The following is a 25,369-nucleotide window of genomic DNA, read 5'->3' on the forward strand; positions in this document are numbered from 1 at the left end:
CAACAAATCCCTCACCTGACACCAAGTCTTCGCCTGCTTTTTTTTGCGCAGCAAAAACCCCCAATGGCCTTATAGCGTCGCGTAACTTTAACCTCGCGCCGCACCCAAACGCCCACGAACGCAGAGGAATAAATATATTTCGAAATCAATCAATAGAATAAACTTGGCGTCCGCCATCTTTATGCGTGGGACGATCCTGATTGACCACCTAAGGTCCGGCAGAAGTTTCAGGGCCCCATAAGGAGAGGGAAGAGGGCATCATGGCTCCCATCGAAATCTTCGACAGGATCATTCTTCTGTTTGGCGTCACGCCCTACAATGTCCGCTACCACTTTCGCACGCTCAAGAGGGCCTTGGCTTTCGCGCTTCGCCGACGTGTCTTTCCAGTGTTCCCGGAACTGGCGATTGAAACCACGGCCTATTGCAACCGGCGCTGTTCGGCCTGCCCAGTCTCCGTAGCCCCGCGTCCAAAGGACGGGGCGATGGACGACGCCCTGCTGGATAAGATCGTCACCGAACTTGCGGACATCCGCTACAGCGGACGGATCGCCCTCCACTTCTTCAACGAACCGCTGGCCGATTCACGGATCGTCGAGAAAGTGCGGATGCTGGCCCGGCGCGTGCCGAAAGCCTATGTGGAAATGAACTCCAACGGCGATTTCTGCACCCGCGACCTGATCCAGGACCTCTTCGAGGCGGGACTGTCCTATCTTGTGCTCACCGCTTACACCGACAACGCATACGCCCGTCTGAAGACGATCTACGATCAACTGTCCTGGCGCCAGCAGCGGCGCATCGCCTTGCGCCGCGCCCCCGTCTTCATCGGCAATCGCGCCGGCACCCTGGACCACCTCTCGGTGCCGGAGTCCCTGCATGCCGACTGTTTCCAGCCGATCTACAAGCTGGTCATCAACTATAAGGGCGAGGCGCTGATCTGCACCAGCGACTATTCGTCGAAATCGGTCATGGGAAACGTTGCGCACCAAAGCCTGCTGGAGATTTGGCGGGGCGAGGCCTTCGAGAAGGCGCGCACCATCCTGCGCCGGCGCGAACGGAACAGGATTCCGGCATGCGCCGGCTGCAACCAACTCTCGACCCCGCTGACCATTCGCTTCCTCCCGGCTTCCGAAGTCGCAGACTACAACAAACGGGCCAAAGGGCACGCCCGCCAGGGCGCTTGCAATCCACCACTGCAATAGGACGGGCCGCTGCGTCTGTAAGGGCGGGCGACGGCGCCCCCGAGTGGCGTAGGAGCGGTGGGTAAGCGGCCCGCCGAAGCGCCGCACGCCGGAGCTATGCGGGAAATTGGGTGACGGGCCGATCAGGCGGCGTTCTGTGACGTGGCGTCAGTGACCTCGATGCCGTCGCGGAATGTGACGCCGCGGATCACCTTGGGCAACAGGTTTTCGCCCTAGAGGCGGCGCCAGGTTTTTGCCGCGGCGGTGATCAGCTTGAAGACCATCAGCTTGGCGGTTTCCTGTGACAGCGCCCCCTTGGTGCGGACAGTGCGGTGCCGCACGGTGGCGAACACGCTCTCAGTGATCACTCCGCCGGCTAAAGCGCGGCGGCTTCTCGGACAAGCTCCGCGGCACCCCGCCCGCTTGGCGTCCGAAGGCCCGATCCAGGCCTGACTTTGTTGTGCCCGAAGGCCCGGAACGCGATGACGGACGCGGCCGCCACGCCGCGGTCTTCGACCAGACCGCAGTCCGGGCACCGGTGCACGCGATCGGCCAGGGTCTTTTCGACCTTGGCGCCGCAGCACGGGCACTCTTGCGATGTGCCGCGCGGCTCGACGGCGACCACCAACTTACCGGCTCTCTCGGCCTTGTCAGCGATCAGCGCCCTCAACAGGCCCCACGCAGCGTCCAACACGTCCTTGGCCAGCATCGAGCGGGCCAGACCTTGAAGGTTGAGGTCTTCGACCGCGATGCGGTCGAAGATGGCGACGATGTCCGCCGCCAGCGTGTGCAGCTCATCGGTGCGGCGGTTGGCGGCCTTGCGGCTGTAAGCCGCCAGACGCGCCGTCGCCGTCTTCCGGCGTTTGCTCCGCAGATCCGGTTTGCGGCTGCGAGACACCGCCCGCTGGCGCAGCCCCTTGGCGGCCGTCTTGGTCCAGTTCGGCCGCTCGACCAGAGTGCCGTCCGACAGCGCCGACAGTCCGGCGTCGAGGCCGACGGCCCAGTCAGCGAGTGCGCCACCGGCACATCGAGCTGGAACACGACAGACCACGTGCCGGCCTGGCGGGTGATGACGACGGCCGCGCCGCATGCCGCACCCGGTGGCCAGTCGCGGTGCCACTTGACTTTCACCAGGTCTGGAACCCCGATGATCGACACCCGTCGCCCCGGCTTCATCGTCAGGCCATCATCAAAGCGGAAGTCGGCCGCGTGAAAGCGGGCGGACGCTTTGAAGCGCGCAAAGCCAACCTTGGCGCCACGCTTCACACGACCGAAGAAGGCAGTGAAGGTCTTGGTGAGCCAGCGCAGCACCTGCTGCTCGGCTGAGAACGAAGAGGTGCCCAGCTCCGGCACCTCGGCGCGCAGCAGCTTGAGTTCGTCGGCCTGGGCCTTGTCGGTCAGTGAAACGCCCTGCCGGCGATAGGCCTCGATGCGCTGTTGAAGCCCGGCGTTGTCGAGCTGGCAGACCCAAGACAGCATCTCGTCGAGCGCTTCGCGCTGACCCCAGTTCGGGTGGATGCGGTATGTGTCGCTGAGAAGCATAAGCGTCGCACTGTTCTGTGTTCGTTCTGATATGGGCCCGCCCGAGCGCTTGGCAAGTTTGCGGGCCGGATTCCCCTGCCGGCTAAAGCGGGCAGTCCCCTTCGGCGTCCATGATGGGGTTCGTTGTCCGAACATGTTCCCAGTGCTCGGCGGGGAAGTCGTAGAAGGCGAGCAGCGCGTCGTGGTCCTTGGTCAGGCACTCGACGGCTTTGGCATGCTTGGCCGCTTACTTCTTCACGAAGACCTCCAAGGCATCCTGCGCCGCGGCCCGGTCCGGCGCCATCCAGATCTCGCGGAGGTCCTGCTTCATCGTCGGCTGCACGGACTTGGCAACCTTGTTCAGCACGTTGGCGGTCTTGTGCACGCAGCAGCGCTGATGCCGAGTGCCGGGGAAGACCTCCTCCAGCGCCTTCCAGAAGCCGAGCGCGCCGTCGGCCACCGCCAGTTCCGGGGCGATGCTCAGACCGCGGGCCTGGATGTCGATCAGCAGCTCGCGCCAGCTCTGCGCGCGCCCGCGCACGCCAACCTGGAAGCCGATAAAAGCCGGCTGTAGTATTAGAGCGGGACACAAGGCAGTGTCCACTCAAAGCGGCCTGCGGTGAACCGTACCATCCTAACCTCCTGAAGGGGCCGCTGTGCCGGCCTCGGACCAGTCCAGCCAGCATCCCCCGGATCTGCCGGATACGCTCGACCTCGTCCAAGCTGACCCGATTGCCGTGGCGGTCATAGAGCTGGGTCGTCGGACTCCGATCCACACCCGCTCTGGAGTTGGTCAAGATTGACCAAGCTAGGCAACGCGCGCTACAGTTGGTCAATCTTGACCAAGGAGACATGTCATGGACTCCGTCAACCTCTATGACGCCAAGACCAACCTGTCACAGTTGGTGGATCGCGCCGCCGCCGGCGAAGAGATCGTCATCGCGAAGGCTGGCCGGCCGATGGCCCGTCTGGTTCCGCTGCGCCGTCGGACGACGCCCCGGCCGCTCGGCCTGCTGAAGGGCGAGGTGGTGCTGGGCGACGATTTCGACGCCCCGCTGCCCGAAAGCATGGCGCGGGCCTTCAGAGGTGAAGAGCCGTGAGACTGCTGATCGACACCCACATCTTCGTCTGGATGACCAGCCAGCCCGAACGCCTGTCTACGGCCGCCGCTGCCGCAGTGGTCGACCCCGACAACGAGGTTTTCCTCAGCGCCATCAGCGTCTGGGAGATTTCGATCAAGCGTGCCCTGGGTCGGCTTCCGTTTCCCCTCGAGCGGCTGGACGCCCTGCTGACGGAGATGGGTATCGAGATGCTCGATCTGACAGCTGCCCATGGCGTCGCCGCGGGCGGCTTACCGCGCCACCATGACGATCCGTTCGATCGCGCCTTGGTGGCGCAGGCGCAGATCGAGCGGATGACGCTTGTGTCGGCCGATCAGGCTGTCGCCCGCTATGGGGTGCCGGTGATCGCGTAATTGCAATGTAGGCAGGTTCAGAGGCTGGCCGAGCTTGGGCGCCGATCCACACCAACGGGGAGCCACGCCGCCCTCAAAGCCGGATGCGCTCGACCTCATCCAGGCTGACCCGATCGCCGCGGCGATCATAGAGCTGGGTGGTGCGGGTGGAGGCGTGATTGGCCATCGCCGCGGCGGTTTCCAGCGTGCCGCCGTTGGCCAGGTAAGCGGTCAGACGGAGGACGAGTGGGCGGCGCAGAGTGCTTTCCCCTGGGCAGCGATGCGGTTTGCGTCGCAGTCAGGAACGTGGCCCTCCAGGATGTCGTCCACACCGCCGCCGCCACAGTGGCCGCAGGCGGGAGGATGAGGGGTGTCCGCGACCCGAGCGTGTTCAGGTTCGGACCAGCAGACGATCTCCCGCCAGCCGGAGGCCAGCCTCCACCCCCACACAAACATCGCCCGCCCGCCATCGACCGTCTCCCGCTCATCGAGGAGGACCATCCCCGGCGCTGGAGGGGTGTGGCGGTCAGACCAGCTGACTTCGTAATGCTGTCCAGGGATGAGAGAGTTTTTTCCAACCATGACCACCCTCACGCCAATCATACCCAATCATACGCCACAACTATCCGCATCACTCAAGAGTTTTTGCAACGGTTCCGCGCATTCCGCATAGGTCATCGTTGCAATGCAGATGGCATATCTGACTTTTCTCCCGTTCCGGCTTGGGTGGAGCCTCCGCCATGGCTGTCGACAGGGCCCAGCCGGCGATGCTTGGCTCCTCTCGTCATGCCCCGACACGGGGGACGAGTGTGTGGTCCTGGTCACCGGCCAGCCGGGTCTGAATCGGGGGGAGCGCTGACCACCGCAGAGGGCGGCTCCCCGGGGCGCGGCACGACGGCGTTCGTTCAGGGAGTACGTCCCAAGCGACCGGAGACCTCAGGCGAAGCGGCCTATGCCCATTTGCCGAAATCCAGAATTCCCTCAGCGCTGTAGAACAATGAAGAAGACTTCAGACGCTGCTGGTGAAGATGATGGGTGGCGAAACAAACATACTGGCGACTGATAACACCACTAGCCCTTACCTCTTGAAGCCTTTGCGTACATACGAAGAGGTTTTGGCTGAAAGAGAGCTTGCGGAACTCCGAAGGACCGTTGAGCTCTGGCGCTCATCCCTTGGCCATCCGCCCTCAAGCACAAACGGGTCTCATCAAGGCCAGCCCCCAGCAGGGCACCAGGATGAGACACCGTCTGCCTCTTGGTAGGGGCGAAGGCGCTGCTTTGAGACGCCTTGTGGACCAGGGATGGCCCCACCGAGACAGCCGGGGGGCTCACCTGGGCTTTCCGGTCCTCGGCCACTCGCCTGCGGCGGGCGGCCGATTGTGCGGAACAGTGGCCCTGTGGAGTCATCTCGCAAAGCTGACGTGGCCAACGACAAAATCACTCCACGGTGGCCGGCTGGATCGCGGCGAGTGATCGGCTCAGGGTCGGACCCTAGCATGAGCGGAGAAGGCAGCCACCGCACCTCGAAGGAGGGCTTCATCCTCCGCCTCCAGTCAGCGGTCCTCTCGGCGGTCACCACCTGATTCAGGGCGATACCGCTGCGCCTACGTTTCGGAGGGCTCGACCTTTTGCCATGCGCGTCAGTCTCACCGTCTTTCCAGCCGGCCTCAAACCGGTAACGCCCCCCTGGGCTCCCCCCTTAAGCCGGGTCTTCCCCTGCTTAGTAAAAGGATAAGTGAGCGAAATGCTGCAGGGGCGTCACTAACATGCAATCATTGAATCAAATGGTGACGACATATTCCTATATGATTGCATGCTGCAAGTTGCTTGCTATTGATAGATAGAAGGCTCTGATAATTAGTATACAAACAAATCATGGAGACCACCATGAAAGAGGTTCGGGGACTGAATATTGCCACGATGCTAAAACTTCTGTTCGGCAGCATCGTTGCCTTCCTTGTCCTGATCGTCGGCCAGGACACGGTGATGTCGCTGCGCAGGCTGTCGGACAACCGCAGTGTCCAGACCGTAGCCGAGGCATCACGGACGATCTTCACAGCAATGCAGGCGATCCGTCTGGAGCGCGGCTCCACACGGCGCCTGCTGCTACAGCCGGCGGGGAGCGATCCGGCGACCATGGCGAAACTGCCGGGCTGGCGTCTGCCCTCAGCCAACGTGGCCGAGACGGTGGCAAGCGTCTGCGAGACAGTGGCCTGCGCCCCTGGCCTGGGCGCGACCGAGCTGCGCGCCACCATATCGCGCCTTGAAGCATTGCGCGGTGAGGTGGACTCGGCACTGAAGGTGGAGCCGTTACAACGCCGTAAGGGGCTGGTGGATGAGGTGATGAGCACCGGTGGCACGGCAGTGGACCTGCTTGCTCGTTCGTCGAAAACGCTTCTGGATCCGATGCGTGCGCTCGACCCTGTGCTGTCGGAGATGATCAGCACCAAGGAGGCTGCCGTAGCGGCTCGCGAAGCGGCGACGCCGCTGCGCCTGTTGTTCGACAGCGCCTTTGCCAAAAAGGAGGTTTCCTCAGAGGATCGCGCTCAGATGGCGCATGCCCGCGGACAGTTTGACGCAGCGTGGCGCATCCTTGTCGATGCCTCCCAACGCCCGGGCTCGCCCGCGCCCCTCAGATCGGCGATTGCCACCGCCGAGCGTAGCTATGTCGCAGAGTATCTGAAGGCACGTGAAACGGTCCTAACAGCGGTTGCCGCCCGGCAGGAGCCGTCCGTGCGCCTTGAGGACCTCAACGAACTAGCCGACAAGTCAATGGGCGACCTCGATGCGGTTGCCAATACCGCACTCGACGCCATTGCCGCGCGTGCCGCGCAGCGGCAGAGCGAAGAGGCCACGACACTGACGCTCGATGCGGTGTTGCTGGCGCTTGCTTTGGGGCTCGGAACGGCCGGTATGCTCATCGTCCGCCGCCGGGTGACCGCGCCAATCCACAGCATTGCCGAGGCGATGCTGCGTGTTGCGAACGGCGACCTCTCCGGCGAGGTGCCGCATCGCGGTCGTGGCGATGAGATCGGCAAACTCGCCGGTGCGCTGGTGGTGTTCAAGGGGTACGCCGCCGAGCGCGAGCGCCTGGAGGCCATTCAGGCCGAGGAGCGCCGCGCCAAGGAACGCCACGCCGAGACGGTGGAGCGGATGGTGCGCGACTTCGATCAGACCGTGTCCGGCATCCTGCACACCGTGGCGTCCGCCGCCGACGCGCTGGAGGCAACGGCGCAGAGCATGTCGAGCACCGCCACTCACACCAACCAGCAGGCCGCTGCCACCGCCGCGGCCGCCGCGCAGGCGTCGGGCAACGTGCAGACGGTCGCTGCCGCGACTGAGGAGCTGACCGCCTCCATCGCTGAAATCAGCGCCCAGGTCACCCGCTCCACCGGCATCGCCAACCAGGCGGTGGCCGAGGCACAGCAGACCACCGGGCACGTCAACGGCCTGGTCGAGCAGGCCAACCACATCGGCGAAATCGTCCAGCTCATCACCAACATCGCGTCGCAGACCAACCTGCTGGCACTGAATGCGACCATCGAAGCCGCGCGCGCGGGCGAAGCTGGCAAGGGCTTCGCGGTGGTGGCGCAGGAAGTGAAGAACCTCGCCACTCAGACCGCCAAGGCAACGGAGGAGATCAGCAGCCAGATCGCCTCGATGCAGGCAGCGACCAGCAACGCCGCAAGCTCGATCACCGGCATCGGCCACACCATCGGAACCATGAACAAGATTGCCACCACGATCGCCGCCGCCATCGAGGAGCAAGGCGCTGCGACCAGTGAGATCGCCCGTAACGTGCAGCAGGCGGCTGTTGGTACCCAGGCGGTGACCACCAACATCGCCGACGTCAGCCACGCCGCAACCGAGACCGGCGCCGCCGCCGGCCAAGTGCTCGACGCCACCGGCCAGTTGTCGCGCGAGGCCGACCGGCTGCGCGGAGAGGTGGAGCGCTTCCTTGCTGGCATCCGCGTGGCCTAAGCTATCTCCGTAACGCTGGCGCGACAGCAACGCATCTTGTCGTGCGTGATTGGCTCCACCGCGGGGCGGCGGCTCTTGGACGGTCGTGGCCGCTGGGAAATCATCCCGGTGGCATGTCGTCGGCCGCTGCCGCCGCCACGGCCTCGATCGGCTGGAAGCGGTAGGGCGGCGCGCAGGCGGTGATGGTCGCCCGCGACGAACGGGATTTGGAATAGGCGCCGCGGTCCTTCCAGGACGTGGGCTGGGTGATGCTTTCTTTCTCACACCGCTCCCGCGTCATGATGCCCACCTCGCTACGTCATTGAAAATCAAAGGCCTGCTGATCCGGATTTTCTGTTACCGGACGGCGTGTCGATTGGCGGAGCGGTTCCAGCCCGGACAGTTGGGCCTCCGGAATCGCCCATGGCGCTCCCTTGCACGCTTGGCTTGCCTGGATGGTTCCCCCGGCGATCAGCCGCAGCACGGTCATTTTGCTGACCTTCAGCCGGTCGGCCGCTTATTCGAGAGTCACCTCGCCCCGCTCAGCGATCTCGCCCTCCCTGTACACCGCGACGCCATGGGCATTGCGGAAGCTGCGCACCCGCGCCTCGGTCCAACTGTTGCCTTTACCGGTGCGCTTGCCAGCCCGGTTCAGGATTGCGGCAATGCCCCCGTCGGGCTGTTGCCGGGCCAGAGCGCGGATGAGGTCGCCGGTGTCGGCGTCGGTTAGCCAACGGTGTTTGCCGCTCCGGTTCTTCGGCACTGCCAGACGGGTGTGATCGCCGCCCTGCCAATGGATCACCAGTTGGATCGTGTCATCGACTACCTTGGCCACGATCTCCGCGATGACGGTGCGCAAGATGCGTTTGCGCGTCTCCGCCGTCGCGCCGGGGGGATGCCAAAGCGTCTCAATGTCGGCCCCCAGCGCCATCAGGCGGGTCCGCTCCTCCGCCGTAGGTGTTGCGCTATGGCCAGCCTGCAACGCCGCCAAACGTTCCTCCAGGCGATGGACCTCCACCAGCCGGTCGTTCCACCGGCGCTCCAGTTCGGCTGCCACAAGGCGGTAGTCGGGATCGACGGCGTCATACTGGCGGCGCGCCAGCTCGGCCTCGTGGCGCGCCTGGACCAGGGCGAGCTCCGCCTGCCGACGCGTCTCGGAACCGTCGGCCTCGCGCGCGTCGATCGCCCGCAGCGCCGCCTCGAACCCCAATGGCGACAGGAACTGCAAGGCCTCTGCCGCCACCGCGGCATCGATCCGTAGCCCGCCGAACGAAATGCAGCGCTCAGTTCCATGATTGAGATGCGCGCCGCGGCAGTCGTAACGCACGCAGTAGCCGTCCGTGCCGCTGTATGCCACGTGCAGCCGTCGCCCACAGTGTCCGCAGCGCAGCAGCCCGGCCAGCAGCGCGTCGCCACGGCGCACCGAGCCGCGGATCATCATTCCCTTGCTGTTGGCGTTGTCGGCGATCAGGGCCTGGTTCCTCCCGAACTCCGCCCACGAGATGTAGCCCTCGTGATGCTCAGGGATCAACACCTCCCACTCCGCCTGCGCGCGGCGGAAGCCGCGAACCACCCGTTTGCGCCCGTCCTGCACGCCGACCCGGCTTCCGGTGCGACCGAATGCGTAGGCCCCGCCATAGACCGGGTTGGTCAGCAGGTGATGGAGGGTATTGTAGACCGGCAGCTTCCACACGATCCGAACGCAATCCATCATCGGACGCCGCGAGCGGGTCACGTCCAAGCGGCGGTTCGCGCAACGGGATGACATGGCGGATCTCCAGGCTGTCCTCGTGGACGATGACGCGCTCGACGACGAGCTGCAAGATCGCCTGCCGCTCCTGGAAGGTGGCCTCATCAAGACGACCACGGATTCTTTCGCAGAACGCCTCCAGGTCGGCCAGCACCTCTTGAGCCTGCGCGCGATGTTGGGCGAGCACCCGCCGTTGCTCCAGTTGCTTTTCCAAGTCGTGACGCTGCTCAGAAAGCCGCCTACGACGGTCAGTCAGCTCGCCCAGTTCGATGACCTCAGCTTGGTAGGCATCGAGTAGCCGGTCCTCGGCTCGGGCAATCCGTTCCAGACGACCGCGCAGGCCACGCTCAGCGATCTCCTCGCGAGTGGCATCCCGATCCGGATCCGTCGCCAAGCGGCGAAACTCAGCGATCAGTCGCTCAGGGTCGCCGAGCAGACCACGGACATGGTCCCATACGGCCTGTTCCAGCTCCTCTCCCCATACCGGAGCACGGGGGCAGGGAGTTTCGCGTGCCCGCAGGACGGTATCCTTGCCAGAACAGGCATAGAGATGTCGATCGCCTGAAGCCATCCGCCTGGTGACGCCGAACATGGCGAGACCGCACGTTCCACAGGTCAGCAGGCAGCGCAGCAGGTAATCGTGTCGTTTGTTATTCCGGAATGATAGGGCCGCGTTTCTTGTCAGTTGTGCCTGCGCACGGTCCCAAGTGTCTTGATCTACCAATGCTGGAACCGGGATGGCGATCCACTGGTCCTTTGGCCGCAATCGGCGGTGCCCTTTACCGTGGTAGTTGGGCTTGCGGCTTCGAGGTTTCTGAGCCGGAACATACTCGTAGCGGTTCGCGTAGGCAGTACCAGCGTAAACCGGATCGGCGAGAATATGATGCACCGTCGAGGACGACCATGAGCGGCGACCACACCGCGGGAACCACGGCCCCAGGTTCAGGCGCTTGATGATCTGGCGCACGGTCATGCGCTCCTCGACCAGCCAGCCATACAGCAGGCGCACGAGTTCGGCCTCGGCTTCATCGACAACCAAGCGACCGCCGCCCTCTTGGGAGCATGGCAGATAGCGGTAGCCGTATGGCGGGCGCACGCCGAGGAACTGACCGGCCCGGGCCTTCTGGAGCTTGCCACGACGAAATCGTTCACCGAGCAGGGCGCGCTCATACTCAGCGACGGCGCCCTGGATCTGGAGCAGGAGCTGGTCGCCGGGATCGTCCGAGATGGCGCGGTTGCAAAAAGCGATATTGCAGCCGACGCGCCGGAACTCCTCAAGCACGAGTACTTGGTACGCGTAACGGCGGGCGAGGCGGTCGGGGGCAAGAACGCCGACGATGTCGACCTCGCGATCGCGTACGGCGTCGCGCAGTGCATCCAGAGCAGGTCGGTCGAGACGGGCCCCACTGTAGCCTTCGTCGCGGAAGACATGGGCCTCATTCAGGTCGTGTCCTGCGTTGTGGGCCCAGGCGCGCAAGGCGTCGAGTTGGCTGTCGATGGTTTGCTGGCGCTCCTGGCGCTCGGTCGAGACGCGGGCGTAGATGGCGGCGCGCATGGCGGTTCTCCCTCGGTCACGGGAACGGGATCAAGCAAGCTGCGGTAGGCGAGGTCGAGGCGCTCTGGCCCACCTCGGGTGCGGACAAAAACCGACCGCACGGACCAGCACTGTGCTGGCGGGCATGGCTCTCGGGGCATCGGGCACCTTCCTGGAGAAGTGCCCCGATCAACAGCCACGCTCGACGGCTACCGGCGGCGGCGCCCCCTCGTCCCGGAGATGCTCGCCCAATGGAACTCAAGGGAGATGGTGAAGCGGACCCGGTCGATTGCGTTCGGACCGTGCATACGACGCGCGGCCCTTCGGTGGTCCGCTCAATGGCCGGCAGCCGGATCCGTTCCTGACGCAGCCAAAGGTGAACCTGCCGGATGCTCTGGAACTCGGCGAACTTGCGGAACACCAGGGCGAGCGCCTCACGCACCCGCAGGTCCGGGTCCATGGCGATGCGGTCGTGGCGGGTCTTGATGTAGCCAACCGCCACAGTGAAGAACAGTTCGCCGCGGCGTGCCTTCTGGCGCAAGGCCTCCAGGGAGCGTTGACGCAGGATGGACAGTTCCATCTCGCTCATCGTGCCCTTCATCCCCAGGAGAAGCCGATCGTTGGGCAATTTCGCGTCGTAAACCCCGTCCTCATCGGCCAGCAAGCACCCCACCAAGCCGCAAAACTCCAGCAGCATGTGCCAGTCCCGGCCGTTGCGGGCGAGCCGCGACGCCTCGATCGCCAGCACGATGCCGACCCGCCCTTCGCAGATCGCCCCCAGCAACCGCTCGAACCCAGGGCGGGCAATCCCGCCGCCGGAACGTCCGAGGTCATCGTCGATGACGACCACCTCGGACCAGCCGAGCTGGCGGGCGCGGTCGGCCAGGCCATATTGTCGACGACGGCTCTCGTGGTTGTGCAGGAGCTGGTCCGGTCTCGATTGGCGGACGTAGACGTATGCATGGCGTGCGAGATGATCAGGCGTAATCTTGCTCATCATTCGCCTCCGTTGTCGGGGTTTCGCTCGCCAGCACCTCCAGCAGGAGCTGTTCCAGAAGTGGCAGCAGCCGTTGCGCTACCTCCCGCGGGAGGACAGTCGTCGGCCGCGTCGGCGTGAACAGGTCTGGTTGCACGGTCGCTCTGGGGTGTCTCATACCGCCCTCCGTTGCGTCGCTCGCGGAGCAACGACAGGGCGGCGTCGGTGGTGAGGCGCAACTCCTGGAGAACCCCCAACGGGAACCGGAGGGCGTCACAAAGGCTGGCGTTGCCGGCTGCCGGCGTGGTCATCCATTCTGGCACGTGGGTCACCGTGCCGTCCGGCTGCTCGACGACCAACATGACTTCACCGCGCAAGCGGTGACGTCGGACGACGCCGACGCGTTCGCCGTACCGGGGATGAAAAGGGTAGTGGATCGTTACGTCCTGCCCCTGATATCGGGCAGTATGTCGCTGCCTCACCAGCGCCACCATCTTCTCATGCGGCATGAGATACCAAGCACCGCCCATCGGGAGCGCGATCCAGAGATCGCGATCGAGATACTTTTTGTCGATCGGCCAGCGGCTCTTGAGCTGCATCTTGGGGATTTCGCCGTCGCGCTCGCGGTGCAGGATGAAGTCAACCCCGCCGTCCTAGCCGGGGAAATTCATGAGGGCTGGCGGGTGTAGCGTCCTCCATTGAGCGGCCGTAGGATTTGGGTGCTGACGCCAACTCCTGCCGTTTCCGGAGCGCCCACCCGCCATGGTTGATCATACCCTGCCGCTGCCCGGCCCATCACCCGTTGCTGGAAAGCCGGTGATCGGGCGCTTTGATGGCGGCCGCTTGTCCTCCGATGGCGGGCTGCTGGTGCTGCGGGAGGTAGCGAAGCGGCTGGGGGTGCCGATCGTCTGGCCGCCTGCATTGAGGACCCGCGCGATCCCACCCGCACCGTGCATTCGTTGGCCGACATCATCGGCTTCCGCCTGCTGGCCATCGCGGCGGGCTACGAGGGCGGCAACGACGCCGGCAGCCTGCGCTCCGACCCGCTGTTCAAGATGGCCCTGGAACGCCTGCCGTCCGAGCGTGACCTGTGCTCGCAAGCCACCATCTCGCGCCTGGAGAACCTGCCGGATACCCGCGCACTGCTGCGCATGGGCCGGACCATGGTCGATCTCTACTGCGCGTCCTTTCGCAAGGTGCCCAAGCGCATCGTGCTGGATGTAGACGACACCTTCGACACGGTGCATGGTGGCCAGCAGTTGCGCCTGTTCAACGCCCAATATGACGAGTACGGCTTTCAGCCCATCCCCGCCTTCGCGAGGACCGTCTTCGACGGCGACGGCCGCTTCGTCACCGCGGTTCTGCGCCCGGCCAAGCGGCCCAAGGGGACTGAGGTCCGGGCCTTTCTGCGTCGCCTGCTCCGCGCCATTCGGGCAAACTGGCCGCACACGGAAGTCCTGCTGCGCGCCGACGGTCATTACGCCTGCCCGGAGGTGCTCGACTGGTGCGAGGCCGAGGGGATCGACGACGTGCTCGGTCTGCCGACCAGCAGCACGCTGCGCCGTCACGTCACCACGCTGGAGGCCAGCACCGCTGCCCGCTTCCAGGCCATGCCCAGAGCCGACAAGGTGCGCCGCTTCAAGGAATTCTATGACGGCGCCAGCACCTGGAGCCGGGTGCGGCGCATCGTCGCGCGGGTCGAGGCAGGCGACCAGGGCACTGACAGCCGCGTCATCGTCACCAACCTGCGCCATGGCACGGGTCGCTGGCTGTATGCCGGCCTGTATTGCGCGAGGGGACAGGTGGAAAATCATATAAAGGCGTGGGAAGCCCACCTTGCCGCAGACCGGACCTCGTGCACCAAGGCGACGGCCAACCAGTTCCGCCTGTTCCTGCACGCCGGGGCGTACTGGCTGCTGTGGAGCCTGCGCTCGCTGATGCCGAAACGCTCTCGCTGGCGCACGGTGCAATTCGATACGGTGCGGCTGCGCTTGGTGAAGATCGCCGCGCGCATCGTGGAGATGAAGACGCAGATCAAGGTGCACCTGCCGACCAGCGCGCCTGATCAGGCGATCATCCACCTCGCCCTCGGTCGCCTGCCGCGGCTCATCTGTTGAGCACCGGGGCAGCGTGCCCCAGCCCTCACCCAATCCCGTCCACCACCAACTCCACCCACGTCACGCCGCCACTAGGGCAGCGACGGACGACGCGCGCCCATACAGCCCCACGTTGAGCATCTCCACGCGGCGACCAGATCGCTCCCCACCCTGCTGAATAAAGGCGGCTAGGCCGCGCGCTGCGAAGCCTCCGCCTTCGGGCGGAGGAGGATGTCACCTCAATGACCTCCGCTTGCGGTTCAATCTACCCGCAGCCGGGTGTCTCATCGAACCGTGCCGCGCCCCAACCAAACGAGACTGGCCCGTCGTCTTTCTGTTCTTCTGCCATGCCCTCCCTGTCCAAATGCGCAAACGTTGCGTACTCTCAATGGATTTATGCTCGTGCTTAGGTCGGCATTCGCCGGATTTGGTCAACCATGAGAGCATCGGGAGGTTGGCATGGGGATGGTAAGGCGCAGCTCCGCAGAGTTTCTCGGAACATTCTGGTTGGTCTTCGGCGGCTGCGGCAGTGCCGTGCTTGCCGCCGCCTTTCCACAGGTCGGAATCGGGCTACTCGGCGTCTCACTCGCCTTTGGCCTCACTGTGCTGACCATGGCCTATTCCATCGGCCACATCTCCGGCTGCCACCTGAACCCGGCGGTGACCGTCGGGTTGTGGGCCGGCGGGCGGTTTCCGGCCAAGGACATTCTGCCCTATGTGCTGGCCCAGCTGGTCGGAGCTTTTGCGGCGGCCCTGGTCTTGTATGTCATCGCCACCGGAAAGGCCGACTACAGCTTGGCCGTCAACGGCTTGGCGGCCAACGGGTATGAGGCACATTCGCCCGGCCAGTACACCGTCACCTCGGCCCTGGCGATCGAGCTGGTGCTGACCTTCTTCTTTGTGCTGGTGATCTTGGGCTCCACCGATCGGCGGGCGCCGGCTGGTTTCGCGCCGCTGGCCATCGGCATGGCGCTCACACTGATCCACCTGATCAGCATTCCGGTGACCAACACCTCGGTGAACCCAGCTCGCAGCACCGGCCCGGCACTGGTGGTCGGTGGCTGGGCGCTGCAGCAGCTCTGGCTGTTCTGGATTGCCCCGCTTGTCGGCGGGCTGGCAGGCGGGTTGGCCTATCGCGCGCTTGCCGAGGATGTGCCGGCGAAGCCCGCCATCACCGGGGAGGCGAAACGCTCCACCTAAAAGCGCCATTCACCTCCACCAAATTTGAAAAGTTGTGTGGAGGTGAATGGCGCCCACACTCTTGAACAAATCAGGAACCACTGGCCTCTTCCCCGCATGGAACGGCGCAAGGTCACCTACCGTCTTTATCCCTCCAAGACCCAGGCGACGGCACTGGCTGATCTGCTGCGCCATCATCAACAGCGCTACAACGCCTGCCTGGAGCAACGGATCGACGCGTGGCGCCGCGCCAAGGTGTCTGTGTCCTATGCCGACCAGTGCGCCGAACTCACCGCCCTGCGCCGCGAGTGTCCGGACTGGGCCGTCGCCAACTGCTCCTCGCAGCAGATCACCTTGCGCCGCTTGAACAAGGCCTTCCAAGCCTTTTTTCGGCGCGTCAAGGCGGGGCAGACCCCGGGTTTCCCGCGATTCAAGTCGCTCAAGCGCTTTCCAGGCGACGGGCTTCCGAGTGTCCGTGCTGCATAATCAGCTGATGAACGTTGCTCATGGCTGCCTCCCGGTCCGCACTGTGGCGGGTCGGTGTGACGAAATCAATGTGGACTCTGGTGACGCGAGCTATTTGGAAGTTATTTGGATCTTACTATTTGCTTCGTCACCAGAGTCCACGGGATAATTCGGCTTTTGATCCTTGTCACGCGCACGAATCTTCCGACTCCGGGTCCGTCCAAGATACGTGTAAAAAATAGGGTATGATGCCTCTCTACGAGAAAATCGGACCTCGTTGCCCTTGGTATGGGCGGGAAATGGTGGAATCAGGCCGCCTTCCGGTGTTGTTCGAATTGGCGGCAGCCAAGTCTGGCCCTTGTGGCCCATTTTTACACGTATCTTGGACGGACCCGAACTGCGTGCGCCATGGCGCACGCGCCCGCTTCTTCAACGTCATCGACCTGGTGAACCGGCTGGAAGCGGAAACCCGGGCCGAACAGCTGACCCGCGTCGATCTCGTTGTGCTCGACGAGTTGGGCTACCTGCCGTTTTCCCAGAGCGGAGGGCAGCTGCTGTTCCATCTGATCAGCAAGCTTTACTCCCAGACCTCAGTGCTCATCACCACGAACTTAAGCTTTGCCGAATGGCCGACCGTCTTCGGCGGCGATGCCAAGATGACGACCGCCTTGCTCGACCGGCTGACGCATCACTGCGACATCCTCGAAACCGGTAACGAAAGCTGGCGGTTCAAGAACCGCTCCTGAGCAGCCCATCTCATCCACCCGCTCGTTGCCCAGGGGAGCCCACAGGTCCCTCCCACGCGCGCCGCTGCGTCAGCAATGAGAGCACTTCGCGGCGCGCGCGGCCCCCCCCCGTGGACACCCTGGACAACGGGTTCTGCAACCTGAGGGCAGCGCGATAAGTGTGAGCTCGGCTTTGCGCATTGCAGGACATCCGTCCGTTCTGGGACGGTGGTCATCAAGCCAAGCGGAGTGCAGGATCGTCGCGCTCTACGGGGCGTAGCAGACGGATTCGATGAGGCGGCGCAGAAGCCGAGGGGCGGTTTTCATCATGTCGGTGTTTTCGGGCGACATGGCGAAGGCCTGTTCGAACCACAGGTGCTGGCGCAGGCGGGCCAACGCATCGGCGAAGGTGGGCGCGGGCTTGGGGTACCACAGGGCGCGCCGCGGCGACAGCGCCAGCCGGTCGGCATGTTGGTGCACGTACAACGTGATCAGTGAATACAGCCCGAACAGCAGCGGCGTCGTGCGGAAAATCGCCGCATCGGTCCATTGGCGCTGCGTCGCGATCCCGATGTGGGCGCGGCTTTCTTCGTAAATGGTTTCCATGGACCAGCGACGATTGAACCATTCCAGCACCGTGCGCGGGGGGCACCGTTGGATCGGTGCACAGGAAGGCCTCCGGCTCGCGCCGGCCGTCGGGATAGCGGACCAGCACCCACAGGATGGGCACGACCGGCTTGCCCGCGTGGTACCACAGCGCCGTGCCGCTGGCGTACTCGATCCAGCCACCGCTACGCCATTGGGTGCGGCTGGCCTGGACGGCGCGCCGCCACACCGTTGCCGGGTCGCTCAGCCGATCGCGCAAGCTCGGCTGCCGGGCTCCTTTGACCGCCGGACGGCCATAGTGTTGCTCGGCCGGCGGGGGATCGAACAGGCCGACGTCGAAGCGCAAGCGCGTGACGATGATCATCGACGGGCTCAGCGCATCGAGCAGGTCCAGCGCGGCGAACCCGCCGTCCATGACGGCGACCAGCAGCCGGTCCGGCAGCCAGCGGTGCAGCCGGCGCAGGACGGCGCGCGCCCAGTCGATGGCCGACCGGTAATGCCGCCCATGCTCCTGGCACCAGCAGCGGCTGGGCGTCAGCGCGGTGAGCACCGGCAGGCCCCAGATGCGGCCGGCGAACGGCACCTCGACCAGCAACATGGCGGTCAGCCAGCGCAGGCCGTGGCTGGTGACCCGTCTCTTCTTGGACGACCGTACCGGGTCGTAATACTGGCTGGCCGGGCGAATGCACGGGCCGCGCCGACGCTCCAGAGTGTGGTCGACGCCGATGACGACCGGTCCGTACGGCACGAAGGCGCCGACCAGAGCGTGCAGCAGCGTGCGCGCCAAGACCAGCCCTGACCAAGCGTTGCGGTTGAGCACGCGGTGAAACGTCGCGAATCCGGGCTCATCGGCCAGACCGAGGACGCGCAGCGCATTGGCGACCGTGCGCGGGCCAACCGTCAGGACGGCGCCGACGGCGAGTGCCGCAACCGTGGCGCGGGTGCGTCCGGAGACGGCCTTCAGGTACGGCCTCAGCCACGCGACGAAGCTTTTGGAAACAACAACGGGACGCACCATGGTACACCTCTGGGGGCGCCGGACGTTTGACCACTCAACAAACTTGCGCACGCGTGATCGCGATGCTCACGACCGACCCCGTCCTGGAGCGGATTGCCGCCTATCCCTGGCCGCGCGGCGGCCTCACCGTCCGCCGGATCAACCGCGGCTACTCACTGTTCAGCACCCGCACCGGCGCGCCAGTTGCCCGCTTGCGGCCACTGGGCGAGACCAACCGGGTCGAAGTTCTGTGGTGGCGGCGCGAGGCCTGGGGACCGGCTGGCCCCTTCGGGGCGGTATTCGACCTTGATGAAGCTCTCGCCTTCATCGCCGATGAACCGGCCTTCTGGATCCGGGCATGAGGGAAGGAATGCCGTCCCAGATCGCGCAAAGCCGAGTACCTATCTGATTCCAGTCATTCGCTCCAAGCAAAGACCATGCTGTTGGGAGCGCTGTAGCTATCTGGCTTAGCCTTGACCAGGGAAATGGGAGAGCGCGCTGGTTGGCCAGTAAATGGGTCGTAATTCACGCGTGTTGCATACTCGCCATTTCCCGCCCACATCGCTCCGGTTTCATCCTCCCAGACTTCGCCGACTGCCTCACCATAGCATGCATGTGGAGCATGGTAGTATATGCTGATACTTTTACGCATTTAGCCCTCCATCATGTCAATTGGCTTGGATGCTCGAGGCCTATCAAAAGCACTGTAGCCCTTTGTGAACAAATGAACTTCGCTCTGCTGAAGTGAAGTTCCAATCGCTGCCGATCGATTTCAAGGTGTTGGCTGTAGCGGCTCAGCGGCCCATTCGGATGCTGATTCACAACAAGGTCCTTCCCGAGGGACCTGCTCTCAGGGGTAGGGCTTGCCCATCCTCTCGCCCGCCGTCATCCTGTAAGCAGACGAACACGGCGATCACGGCGTCGGTGTCTTTGATCACGCAAGTTTCCCCGAGCTTGAACTCCAAATCCGTGTCTCATCCACGTTGACACCTACCGAGCTGCCGGACGCCCAAATTGGAGACCAGGTCGTTGGCTACAAGATCGCCGCTTCCGTGCAACACGCCCGCCATGGAAGGAGCCAATCAAGCAGAGCGAATGCCGTTGAGGAAGCGCTCTACCTCGCTCCTCAGCACCTCGGCTTGCCGTGTCATCTGTCCGGTAGCATTGAGCACCTGCCCTGCAGCCTCTCCAGTTTGCGTGGCAGCGCGGCTAACGTATGCAATGTTGGTGGTGACTGTCTGCGTACCGACTGCTGCCTGTTGGACGTTACGGGCAATTTCACCAGTAGCTGCTCCTTGCTCCTCGATGGCTGCCGCAATGGTGGTTGCAATCTCATTCATTTCACCAATGGTGCGCCCAATGTCGGTGATAGCCTCGGCCGCGCCGCCGGTTGCCGCCTGCATGGAGGCAATCTGACCAGCAATTTCTTCAGTTGCCTTGGTCGTTTGTGTCGCAAGGTTCTTCACCTCACTGGCCACAACGGCAAAGCCCTTGCCCATCTCGCCAGCGCGCGCCGCTTCGATCGTGGCGTTCAATGCCAGCAAATTGGTCTGGGATGCGATGTTGGTAATCAGCTGGACGATCTCGCCGATGCGCTGTGCCTGCTCAACCAAGCTGTGCACCTGCTCAGTCGTCTGCTGCGCCTCGGCCACCGCCTGATTGGCAATGCTGGTGGAACGCGTGACTTGGGTACTGATCTCGCGGATGGAGGCGGTTAGTTCTTCAGTGGCAGTGGCAACGGTCTGCACATTGCTGGACGCTTGTTCGGCTGCTGCGGCTGTAATCGTAGCCTGCTCATTTGTATGAGTGGCCGTGCTCGACATGCTCTGTGCCGTCGCTTCCAACTCGTTGGCCGCCGTCCCCACAGTATGTAGGATCCCAGAGACCGTCTGGTCGAATCTGTGAACCAAGGTCTCGATCTCGGCGGCGTGACGTTCTTTGGCGTGCCGTTCCTCAGCTTGAGCAACCTCCAAGCGCTCGCGCTCGGCCGCATTTTCCTTAAAGACACGCACGGCGTCAATCATGGTGCCGATCTCGTCGCGGCAACCAACCGGCGGCAGATCAACAGATAGATCACCCGCCGCCAAGTGCTCCATAGTTTTTGTTATTCTCTTGATGGCAGAGGAAATCAATCGGGAAAAAAGCATCGAGACAGTTAAGGACAGGGAGATTGATACTATCGCCACGCCGGCAACTCTGTAGAGTTCCTGATCGAGTGCATTGGACATCTCGTCTTCAATGCGTCGGCGCTCACTGTTAATTTCTTTAAGCAACGATGAGGCGTCGCGCTCAATTATCAGGAATGCCTTGTCGGCGCCCGTCAGGTACATAGTTGCCATGAATGCATCTTCGTCAACAAAATCGGAGGCCTGCTTTGCCGCAGAAAGATACTTTTCCATGCTCTGCATGGCACTCTGCAGCAGAGATTTATCGTTGACGCTGCCGCTACTGCGAAGGCTGTTCAAGGCAACATTGGCCTGCTGCCACGCATCGGCCGCCTCTTGTCGAGCCTCCTGGATGTAGCCACCATCGACATTCTGCGCCTTCAGGCTTGCGGCCCTGTAAAGAGACGTGTGTCCCTTGCGCAGGTTACCGATGAAAGACCACGCGTCTTCCATGGTATTGACCGCCCGTCGGTCTTGCGTTTAATGACAGATACTTGCCAGGTCGCCATCAATATCAATAGAACGATCCCTGCCAGCACAATGGTGTTGATGACGGGCGCCACCATTTGCTTGGTGCCAATCGAAACATTGTTCAGTAAGCGCATGTGTGACGCCCATCAGTGTGTGGAAGGGGGCGGTAGAAAAGACAGCGTGTGCCCTAAAGAAAAACTACTTCTTATAGGCCCCTGCGCAGATTAGAAGATCATTCACCCGTTTTACATACACCGTCTTTTCCGCTACTGCCTTGGTCTGGGGATCCTGCCACTTGTAGTCAATCCAGCCGGTGTCCTTGACCTGAGTAATGTCCTTCACAAACGTTTTGCCATCGAGGTCAGTAGCGCCGACAGTATTCTTCCCAATGTAGTTCGGGAACCCGCCGTGTGCTTTCACCAAGCCGGTGGTGTCGTGGACAAAGACATACACATCGCCATCATGGAAGGGGCCACTCTTATCATTGATGGCGGAAAACGCCTTTTCTTCACCGTTTTTTTGCAAATATTCGGCAGCCTTTTCCGCCATTTCTCTCGCCTGCTCGGGTGTTCCAGCAAAAGCTGCCTGAGAGATCACCGCAAACACACTAATAATCAGTGGGGACAGCATTTTCTTCATTTCAACCACTCCTGATGGTTTGATTTGATAACAAAAGATCGATCTTTCTTTCATACAGGAGTATTCAGCAAAACATTAAAGTAAAGTAAAAAATTTTTCGCAATATTCGTGCTGTGTTGGGTGCGTTTGCTTCTCTCGTCAAGAAACATAGTTACCCAACACCAAAATTTTCAGCCAGCGCGTTAGCCGGGTGCATCGATGTATCATCTGGACTTTGGGGGGCACTTCCCGCCGGATGATTTGGCCGGGTAAGAACTCAAGCTCACCCGATCCTGATCGAAGCCCAACGTCTTTGTGCCGCCCCCATCAATGATCACGGCTGGAGCCCCTACTGCGGACCTCAGCCGGCAACGGTTTATGCCGACGCGCCTCGGAGCGGAGGACGCAGGAGTGTTGCTCTCTGCAATTTCCCGGTTGCTTCTGTGCCTGATACGAATCCGGGCAAGCGCCTGGACGGACCCGTTGTTGGCGATCTGGCGCAGCGCCGTTTCATTGACCGGCACCGGGTGGTCGCGCAGGGCCTGGAAGAAGTCGTCGGACAGGCGAACTGTATCAACCCAGAGGCGCGGCTGTTCGCTACGGTCCTCAAGATCCTGCAGGCGGAAGCCGCCCTTGACGATGTTGAGGAGAGCGCGATAGGTGTCAGGCAAACAACGCTAAGGGTAAGCGGGCCGGGAACACTGGCGCGGGGCGTCGTGCCCGTCATCCCGTCCGGCAATCAAGATGTCCGGAAACCCGTTGAGAGTGGGTGTTTTCGGACAGTTTCCAAGTCGGCCGCCAAAGGTCGGTTTCGCAGACAGCCTGGCTGGATGGCAGGAGGCAAGCCACCGTTCCGGTTCAGTTCATCCTTGGCGTTGTTCAGCGAACACCTATCGCGCGCTCCTCCATCAGGGCGCCGCTCTGATCGTCGCGGCAAACCACCGCCTTCGGCCGGGCGCCACCGGGGGAGCCGCCCACCCGCAGCAAGGTGGGGAAGAGCGCCTCCGGCGCCCCTTTGAGCACTTGCCGGCTCTGCGCGGCGATCCGGTCGAGATCGATGGCGCCGGTGTCCACGGGCTCCTCGGTCTCCGGCCGGTAGACCAGGGCTCCCATCGCCCACTCCCCTATGCAGGCCAGCATGTCGAGAGGCGTCAGCGACAGGGGATTGATCTTGCTGGCGGCCGCCCGGCGATGGATCAGCAACCGCCCCCACCCGTCGGGCAGGCTGTCGTCGAACACGCCATGAAGGCCGGAGAACGGGGCGTCCGGCCCTTGCAGAACGCCTGGGCGCGGGGTCCGCAGAAACCAGGACAGCACCCGCCCGGAAGCGAGGAAGGCATCGTCGAATTCGACATAGGTTTTCCCGTTGCGGCTGGCGAGGCGGCCGACGGGCTCCTCGTCGCCCTCGCCCCAGCGCAGCGACACCGCCAGAACGCCGACATGCTTCATCGGACCACCGTCCGGCGCTTGCCCCGCTGGCGCTTCGGCCGCTCGATCACCTCATCAAGGCTGCGGAACTCCGGTTCCGGGAACAGCGCGCCGAACGCCTCGATCGCGTCGAGCACCACGGCGACGCGGATCAGCGCATCGAACGCCAGCTTGCCGCTGGCCTCGAACCGCCGCAGCGTCCAGATGTTCACCCCGCTGCGGTCGGCGACCTCCTGCTGGGTGAGTCCAAGGGCGACCCGCCGGGCACGGGCACGCGCGGCCACGCTCCGCGCCACATCCCCCGGGGCCATGAGGCTGAGTGGGATCATCAGACAAGTTATCTCGGATATTCCGCCATAAGTTGGATTATAATCCAAGTTATGTTTAGAAACAAGGCAGCGTCCGCTCAAACGTACCTGTGGCGACGCGTGCCAACCGCACGTCCTGAAGGGGCCGCCATGCCGACCTCGGACCAGTCCGGCCAGACCAGTCCGGCCAGCATCCCCCAGATCTGCCCCTCAAAGCCGGATGCGCTCGACCTCGTCCAGACTGACCCGGTCCCCGCGGCGGTCGTAGAGCTGGGTGGTGCGGGTGGAGGCGTGGTTGGCCATCGCGGCGGCCGTTTCCAACGTGCCGCCGTTGGCCAGGTAGGCGGTGATGCCGGTGGCGCGGAAGCTGTGGCAGCCGAGCGGGGTGGCGATGCCGGCGGCGGCAGCCCGCCGACGCACCATGGCATGGGCGCTCGCCTGCGGCAGCGGGCGCTCGGACAGCCGACCAGTGCCGCGGCCGATCGTGCGGAACAGCGGCCCCTTGGGGTCGTCCCGCAACCCGCTGCCGTCCAGGTAGGCCACCAAATAGTCCTCCAGGGCATGGTGGCAGGGCAGCGCGTGGGCCTTGCCCCCCTTTTCGCGCAGCCGCACCCACAGCCGGCGGTTCTGGGGATAGACGTCCTCCACCCGCATCGCCAGGGCGGCGCCGACGCGGGCGAAGCTGTAGACCATCAGCCCGATCAGCGCGCGGTCGCGCAGGCCGCCCGACGTGGTGACGTCGATGCTGTCGAGCAGAGCCCGCGCCTCGGCCGGATCCAGCACCGGGGTTTTGCCCACCCGCACCACATGCCGCGGCCCCCGCACCGAAGCCGCCGGGTTTACCGCCACCACCTGGCCCACCACCAGCCAGTCGAACAGATGGCGCACCGCGGCCAAACGCTGCTTGGCGGTTGGCGCCGTGTGGCTGCGCGTCAGCCCCTCGATCCAGGTCGCGACATGCAACGGCTGCACCGCAGTGAGCGACGGCACCCCGGCCGCCTCGCACCAGGCCAGGAACTCGCCGGCGGCCCGCACGTAAGCCCGCCGGGTGTGGGAGTTGCGGATCTCGGCCGCGAAGAACTCCAGAAACCGGACACTCGCCCGTTCGCCAGCAGCGGCGACCAAGGACGGCAAAACCAGTGAGGAGACAGGAACGAGTGTCGTCATACGGTAATCAGTCCGGCAGAGAGCGTCACCGGTGACAGTCGCGCTTTGAAGGCACAAAATATGGCAGCGCTGATGTGGGCAAAACCGGCGCAACCGAGCACGACCTTGGTCGACGGCGATTTGCTGGACCTGAGGGAGGGTACTCGGTGCATGGAGACACCATAGCATGGCCGGACAGAAGAGCGTGATCCTGGTCACCCGCAGGTAGGGTCTGAACCGGGGATGTCGCTGACCAAGCCATGTCCCGTCGCTAGACAGCCGCACATAAGATCCACCCGAAACGCAAGATTCGTGCGAAGGTCCGAACGTATTGAACCCCCTTCACCACCGGAGGGACCCTGATCATGGATCAGCGCTCCAAACCGTCCACGCCGCTTGCCACGCTCACGAAGGCGCTTGCGCAGATCTCACGGGCCCGGAGCACAGACGATGTCGTCGCGACCATCCGTGCCAGTGCGAGGTCTCTGATCGGCTGCCAGGGCATCTCCATCGTCCTGAAAGAGGGCAGCCTCTGCCATTATGTGGAGGAGGACGCGATTGGTCCGCTCTGGAAGGGGCAGAAATTTCCCGCCTCCGCCTGCATCAGCGGATGGGCGATGATCAATCGGAAAACGGCTGTCATTCCTGATGTCGCGGTGGATGATCGCATCCCGCGCGAGATCTACAGCAATACCTTCGTGCGCGCGGTCGCAATGGCGCCGGTCCGTATCGACAATCCCATCGCAGCAATTGGGGCTTACTGGTCGCAGCCCTACACGCCGGACGCCTGAGA

22 protein-coding genes and 5 pseudogenes are annotated in these 25,369 nt (G+C 63.6%); 11 read left to right on the plus strand and 16 right to left on the minus strand.

Annotated features, from left to right (window positions below; genetic code table 11):
- The first annotated feature begins 260 nt into the window (after positions 1-260).
- Entirely contained in the window at positions 261-1,199 is a 939-nt protein-coding gene (locus M5E06_RS30990) for a radical SAM/SPASM domain-containing protein (RefSeq protein WP_252141538.1), read from the plus strand.
- A 122-nt stretch (positions 1,200-1,321) separates the two neighbouring features.
- Here the strand turns inward: M5E06_RS30990 and M5E06_RS30995 are convergent.
- Both M5E06_RS30995 and M5E06_RS31000 read right to left on the minus strand, forming a co-directional pair.
- Positions 1,322-1,537 (minus strand): annotated as a pseudogene (locus M5E06_RS30995) (IS256 family transposase); the annotation flags it as partial.
- A gap of 17 nt (positions 1,538-1,554) precedes the next feature.
- Entirely contained in the window at positions 1,555-2,229 is a 675-nt protein-coding gene (locus M5E06_RS31000) for an RNA-guided endonuclease InsQ/TnpB family protein (protein WP_252141539.1), read from the minus strand.
- Positions 2,230-2,291: 62 nt separating this feature from the next.
- Here M5E06_RS31000 and M5E06_RS31005 point away from each other — a divergent pair, with 62 nt between their 5' ends.
- Positions 2,292-2,504 (plus strand): hypothetical protein, encoded by a 213-nt coding sequence (locus tag M5E06_RS31005; RefSeq protein WP_252141537.1) that lies wholly within the window; start codon positions 2,292-2,294, stop codon positions 2,502-2,504.
- Between the two features lie 328 nt (positions 2,505-2,832).
- Here the strand turns inward: M5E06_RS31005 and M5E06_RS31010 are convergent.
- Positions 2,833-3,258: pseudogene (locus M5E06_RS31010) on the minus strand (IS256 family transposase); the annotation flags it as partial.
- 298 nt (positions 3,259-3,556) lie between these two features.
- Here M5E06_RS31010 and M5E06_RS31015 point away from each other — a divergent pair.
- From M5E06_RS31015 to M5E06_RS31025, 3 genes are all read left to right on the plus strand, one after another.
- Positions 3,557-3,799: a type II toxin-antitoxin system Phd/YefM family antitoxin gene (locus tag M5E06_RS31015; protein ID WP_252141540.1), complete on the plus strand. Its 243-nt coding sequence runs from the start codon at positions 3,557-3,559 to the stop codon at positions 3,797-3,799.
- The gene (locus tag M5E06_RS31020; RefSeq protein WP_252141541.1) at positions 3,796-4,173 is read left to right on the plus strand and encodes a type II toxin-antitoxin system VapC family toxin; all 378 of its coding nucleotides are present in this window, start codon (positions 3,796-3,798) and stop codon (positions 4,171-4,173) included. Before M5E06_RS31015 ends, M5E06_RS31020 begins: the two co-directional genes overlap by 4 nt.
- 1,854 nt (positions 4,174-6,027) lie before the next feature.
- Positions 6,028-8,133: a methyl-accepting chemotaxis protein gene (locus tag M5E06_RS31025; RefSeq protein ID WP_252141542.1), complete on the plus strand. Its 2,106-nt coding sequence runs from the start codon at positions 6,028-6,030 to the stop codon at positions 8,131-8,133.
- Positions 8,134-8,233: 100 nt separating this feature from the next.
- On the opposite strand, the gene M5E06_RS31030 is transcribed toward M5E06_RS31025, so the two are convergent.
- From M5E06_RS31030 to M5E06_RS31055, 6 genes and pseudogenes are all read right to left on the minus strand, one after another.
- On the minus strand, positions 8,234-8,413 hold the full coding sequence (locus tag M5E06_RS31030) for a hypothetical protein (RefSeq protein ID WP_252141543.1): 180 nt from the start codon (positions 8,411-8,413) through the stop codon (positions 8,234-8,236).
- Between the two features lie 18 nt (positions 8,414-8,431).
- Positions 8,432-8,602 (minus strand): hypothetical protein, encoded by a 171-nt coding sequence (locus M5E06_RS31035; RefSeq protein ID WP_252141544.1) that lies wholly within the window; start codon positions 8,600-8,602, stop codon positions 8,432-8,434.
- Positions 8,603-8,629: 27 nt separating this feature from the next.
- Positions 8,630-9,967, minus strand: a complete 1,338-nt coding sequence (locus M5E06_RS31040) for a recombinase family protein (protein ID WP_353654379.1) — start codon at positions 9,965-9,967, stop codon at positions 8,630-8,632.
- Between the two features lie 346 nt (positions 9,968-10,313).
- Positions 10,314-11,417, minus strand: a pseudogene (locus tag M5E06_RS31045) (recombinase family protein); the annotation flags it as partial.
- Between the two features lie 16 nt (positions 11,418-11,433).
- Complete coding sequence (locus M5E06_RS31050) at positions 11,434-12,396, minus strand: recombinase family protein (protein ID WP_252141545.1); 963 nt, start codon at positions 12,394-12,396, stop codon at positions 11,434-11,436.
- The gene (locus M5E06_RS31055) at positions 12,393-12,971 is read right to left on the minus strand and encodes a DUF5372 family protein (protein WP_252141546.1); all 579 of its coding nucleotides are present in this window, start codon (positions 12,969-12,971) and stop codon (positions 12,393-12,395) included. The genes M5E06_RS31050 and M5E06_RS31055 overlap by 4 nt, the downstream gene beginning before the upstream one ends.
- Before the next feature lie 163 nt (positions 12,972-13,134).
- Here M5E06_RS31055 and M5E06_RS31060 point away from each other — a divergent pair.
- The 4 genes and pseudogenes from M5E06_RS31060 to M5E06_RS31075 all read left to right on the plus strand — a co-directional run.
- Positions 13,135-14,489: pseudogene (locus M5E06_RS31060) on the plus strand (IS1380 family transposase).
- A 438-nt stretch (positions 14,490-14,927) separates the two neighbouring features.
- Positions 14,928-15,668 (plus strand): aquaporin Z, encoded by a 741-nt coding sequence (gene aqpZ / locus M5E06_RS31065; RefSeq protein ID WP_252141547.1) that lies wholly within the window; start codon positions 14,928-14,930, stop codon positions 15,666-15,668.
- Between the two features lie 96 nt (positions 15,669-15,764).
- The gene (locus M5E06_RS31070; protein WP_252141548.1) at positions 15,765-16,133 is read left to right on the plus strand and encodes a helix-turn-helix domain-containing protein; all 369 of its coding nucleotides are present in this window, start codon (positions 15,765-15,767) and stop codon (positions 16,131-16,133) included.
- 377 nt (positions 16,134-16,510) lie between these two features.
- Positions 16,511-16,858, plus strand: a pseudogene (locus M5E06_RS31075) (ATP-binding protein); the annotation flags it as partial.
- Positions 16,859-17,072: 214 nt separating this feature from the next.
- Here M5E06_RS31075 and M5E06_RS31080 read toward each other — a convergent pair.
- A complete protein-coding gene (locus tag M5E06_RS31080; protein ID WP_252141549.1) occupies positions 17,073-18,461 on the minus strand; it encodes an IS701 family transposase in 1,389 nt (462 codons plus the stop codon).
- 62 nt (positions 18,462-18,523) lie between these two features.
- Between M5E06_RS31080 and M5E06_RS31085 the strand changes: the two genes are divergently transcribed.
- Complete coding sequence (locus M5E06_RS31085) at positions 18,524-18,802, plus strand: hypothetical protein (RefSeq protein WP_252141550.1); 279 nt, start codon at positions 18,524-18,526, stop codon at positions 18,800-18,802.
- Positions 18,803-19,522: 720 nt separating this feature from the next.
- Here the strand turns inward: M5E06_RS31085 and M5E06_RS31090 are convergent.
- The 6 genes from M5E06_RS31090 to M5E06_RS31115 form a co-directional block, all read right to left on the minus strand.
- Positions 19,523-21,058: a methyl-accepting chemotaxis protein gene (locus tag M5E06_RS31090; RefSeq protein ID WP_252141551.1), complete on the minus strand. Its 1,536-nt coding sequence runs from the start codon at positions 21,056-21,058 to the stop codon at positions 19,523-19,525.
- Between the two features lie 216 nt (positions 21,059-21,274).
- Entirely contained in the window at positions 21,275-21,715 is a 441-nt protein-coding gene (locus M5E06_RS31095; protein WP_252141552.1) for a cache domain-containing protein, read from the minus strand.
- Positions 21,716-21,918: 203 nt separating this feature from the next.
- On the minus strand, positions 21,919-22,365 hold the full coding sequence (locus M5E06_RS31100; RefSeq protein ID WP_252141553.1) for a replication initiation protein: 447 nt from the start codon (positions 22,363-22,365) through the stop codon (positions 21,919-21,921).
- A 208-nt stretch (positions 22,366-22,573) separates the two neighbouring features.
- Entirely contained in the window at positions 22,574-23,143 is a 570-nt protein-coding gene (locus M5E06_RS31105; RefSeq protein WP_252141554.1) for a HipA N-terminal domain-containing protein, read from the minus strand.
- A complete protein-coding gene (locus M5E06_RS31110; RefSeq protein ID WP_252141555.1) occupies positions 23,140-23,406 on the minus strand; it encodes a helix-turn-helix domain-containing protein in 267 nt (88 codons plus the stop codon). The genes M5E06_RS31105 and M5E06_RS31110 overlap by 4 nt, the downstream gene beginning before the upstream one ends.
- Before the next feature lie 234 nt (positions 23,407-23,640).
- On the minus strand, positions 23,641-24,597 hold the full coding sequence (locus tag M5E06_RS31115; protein WP_252141556.1) for a tyrosine-type recombinase/integrase: 957 nt from the start codon (positions 24,595-24,597) through the stop codon (positions 23,641-23,643).
- 344 nt (positions 24,598-24,941) lie between these two features.
- Here M5E06_RS31115 and M5E06_RS31120 point away from each other — a divergent pair, with 344 nt between their 5' ends.
- Complete coding sequence (locus M5E06_RS31120; protein WP_252141557.1) at positions 24,942-25,367, plus strand: GAF domain-containing protein; 426 nt, start codon at positions 24,942-24,944, stop codon at positions 25,365-25,367.
- The last annotated feature ends 2 nt before the right edge of the window (positions 25,368-25,369 follow it).

It is taken from the genome of Azospirillum sp. A1-3, from assembly GCF_023806445.1.
Taxonomy (GTDB): Bacteria; Pseudomonadota; Alphaproteobacteria; order Azospirillales; family Azospirillaceae; genus Azospirillum.

What these genes read in the sequence shown, in the direction of transcription:
- M5E06_RS30990 (WP_252141538.1), top strand. Translation starts at nt 261, where the DNA reads ATGGCTCCCATCGAAATCTTCGACAGGATCATTCTTCTGTTTGGCGTC.
- M5E06_RS31015 (WP_252141540.1), top strand. Translation starts at nt 3,557, where the DNA reads ATGGACTCCGTCAACCTCTATGACGCCAAGACCAACCTGTCACAGTTG.
- M5E06_RS31025 (WP_252141542.1), top strand. Translation starts at nt 6,028, where the DNA reads ATGGAGACCACCATGAAAGAGGTTCGGGGACTGAATATTGCCACGATG.
- M5E06_RS31030 (WP_252141543.1), bottom strand. Translation starts at nt 8,413, where the DNA reads ATGACGCGGGAGCGGTGTGAGAAAGAAAGCATCACCCAGCCCACGTCC.
- M5E06_RS31035 (WP_252141544.1), bottom strand. Translation starts at nt 8,602, where the DNA reads ATGACCGTGCTGCGGCTGATCGCCGGGGGAACCATCCAGGCAAGCCAA.
- M5E06_RS31040 (WP_353654379.1), bottom strand. Translation starts at nt 9,967, where the DNA reads ATGAGGCCACCTTCCAGGAGCGGCAGGCGATCTTGCAGCTCGTCGTCG.
- M5E06_RS31050 (WP_252141545.1), bottom strand. Translation starts at nt 12,396, where the DNA reads ATGATGAGCAAGATTACGCCTGATCATCTCGCACGCCATGCATACGTC.
- M5E06_RS31055 (WP_252141546.1), bottom strand. Translation starts at nt 12,971, where the DNA reads ATGCAGCTCAAGAGCCGCTGGCCGATCGACAAAAAGTATCTCGATCGC.
- aqpZ (WP_252141547.1), top strand. Translation starts at nt 14,928, where the DNA reads ATGGGGATGGTAAGGCGCAGCTCCGCAGAGTTTCTCGGAACATTCTGG.
- M5E06_RS31070 (WP_252141548.1), top strand. Translation starts at nt 15,765, where the DNA reads ATGGAACGGCGCAAGGTCACCTACCGTCTTTATCCCTCCAAGACCCAG.
- M5E06_RS31080 (WP_252141549.1), bottom strand. Translation starts at nt 18,461, where the DNA reads ATGGTGCGTCCCGTTGTTGTTTCCAAAAGCTTCGTCGCGTGGCTGAGG.
- M5E06_RS31085 (WP_252141550.1), top strand. Translation starts at nt 18,524, where the DNA reads ATGCTCACGACCGACCCCGTCCTGGAGCGGATTGCCGCCTATCCCTGG.
- M5E06_RS31090 (WP_252141551.1), bottom strand. Translation starts at nt 21,058, where the DNA reads ATGGAAGACGCGTGGTCTTTCATCGGTAACCTGCGCAAGGGACACACG.
- M5E06_RS31095 (WP_252141552.1), bottom strand. Translation starts at nt 21,715, where the DNA reads ATGAAGAAAATGCTGTCCCCACTGATTATTAGTGTGTTTGCGGTGATC.
- M5E06_RS31105 (WP_252141554.1), bottom strand. Translation starts at nt 23,143, where the DNA reads ATGAAGCATGTCGGCGTTCTGGCGGTGTCGCTGCGCTGGGGCGAGGGC.
- M5E06_RS31115 (WP_252141556.1), bottom strand. Translation starts at nt 24,597, where the DNA reads ATGACGACACTCGTTCCTGTCTCCTCACTGGTTTTGCCGTCCTTGGTC.
- M5E06_RS31120 (WP_252141557.1), top strand. Translation starts at nt 24,942, where the DNA reads ATGGATCAGCGCTCCAAACCGTCCACGCCGCTTGCCACGCTCACGAAG.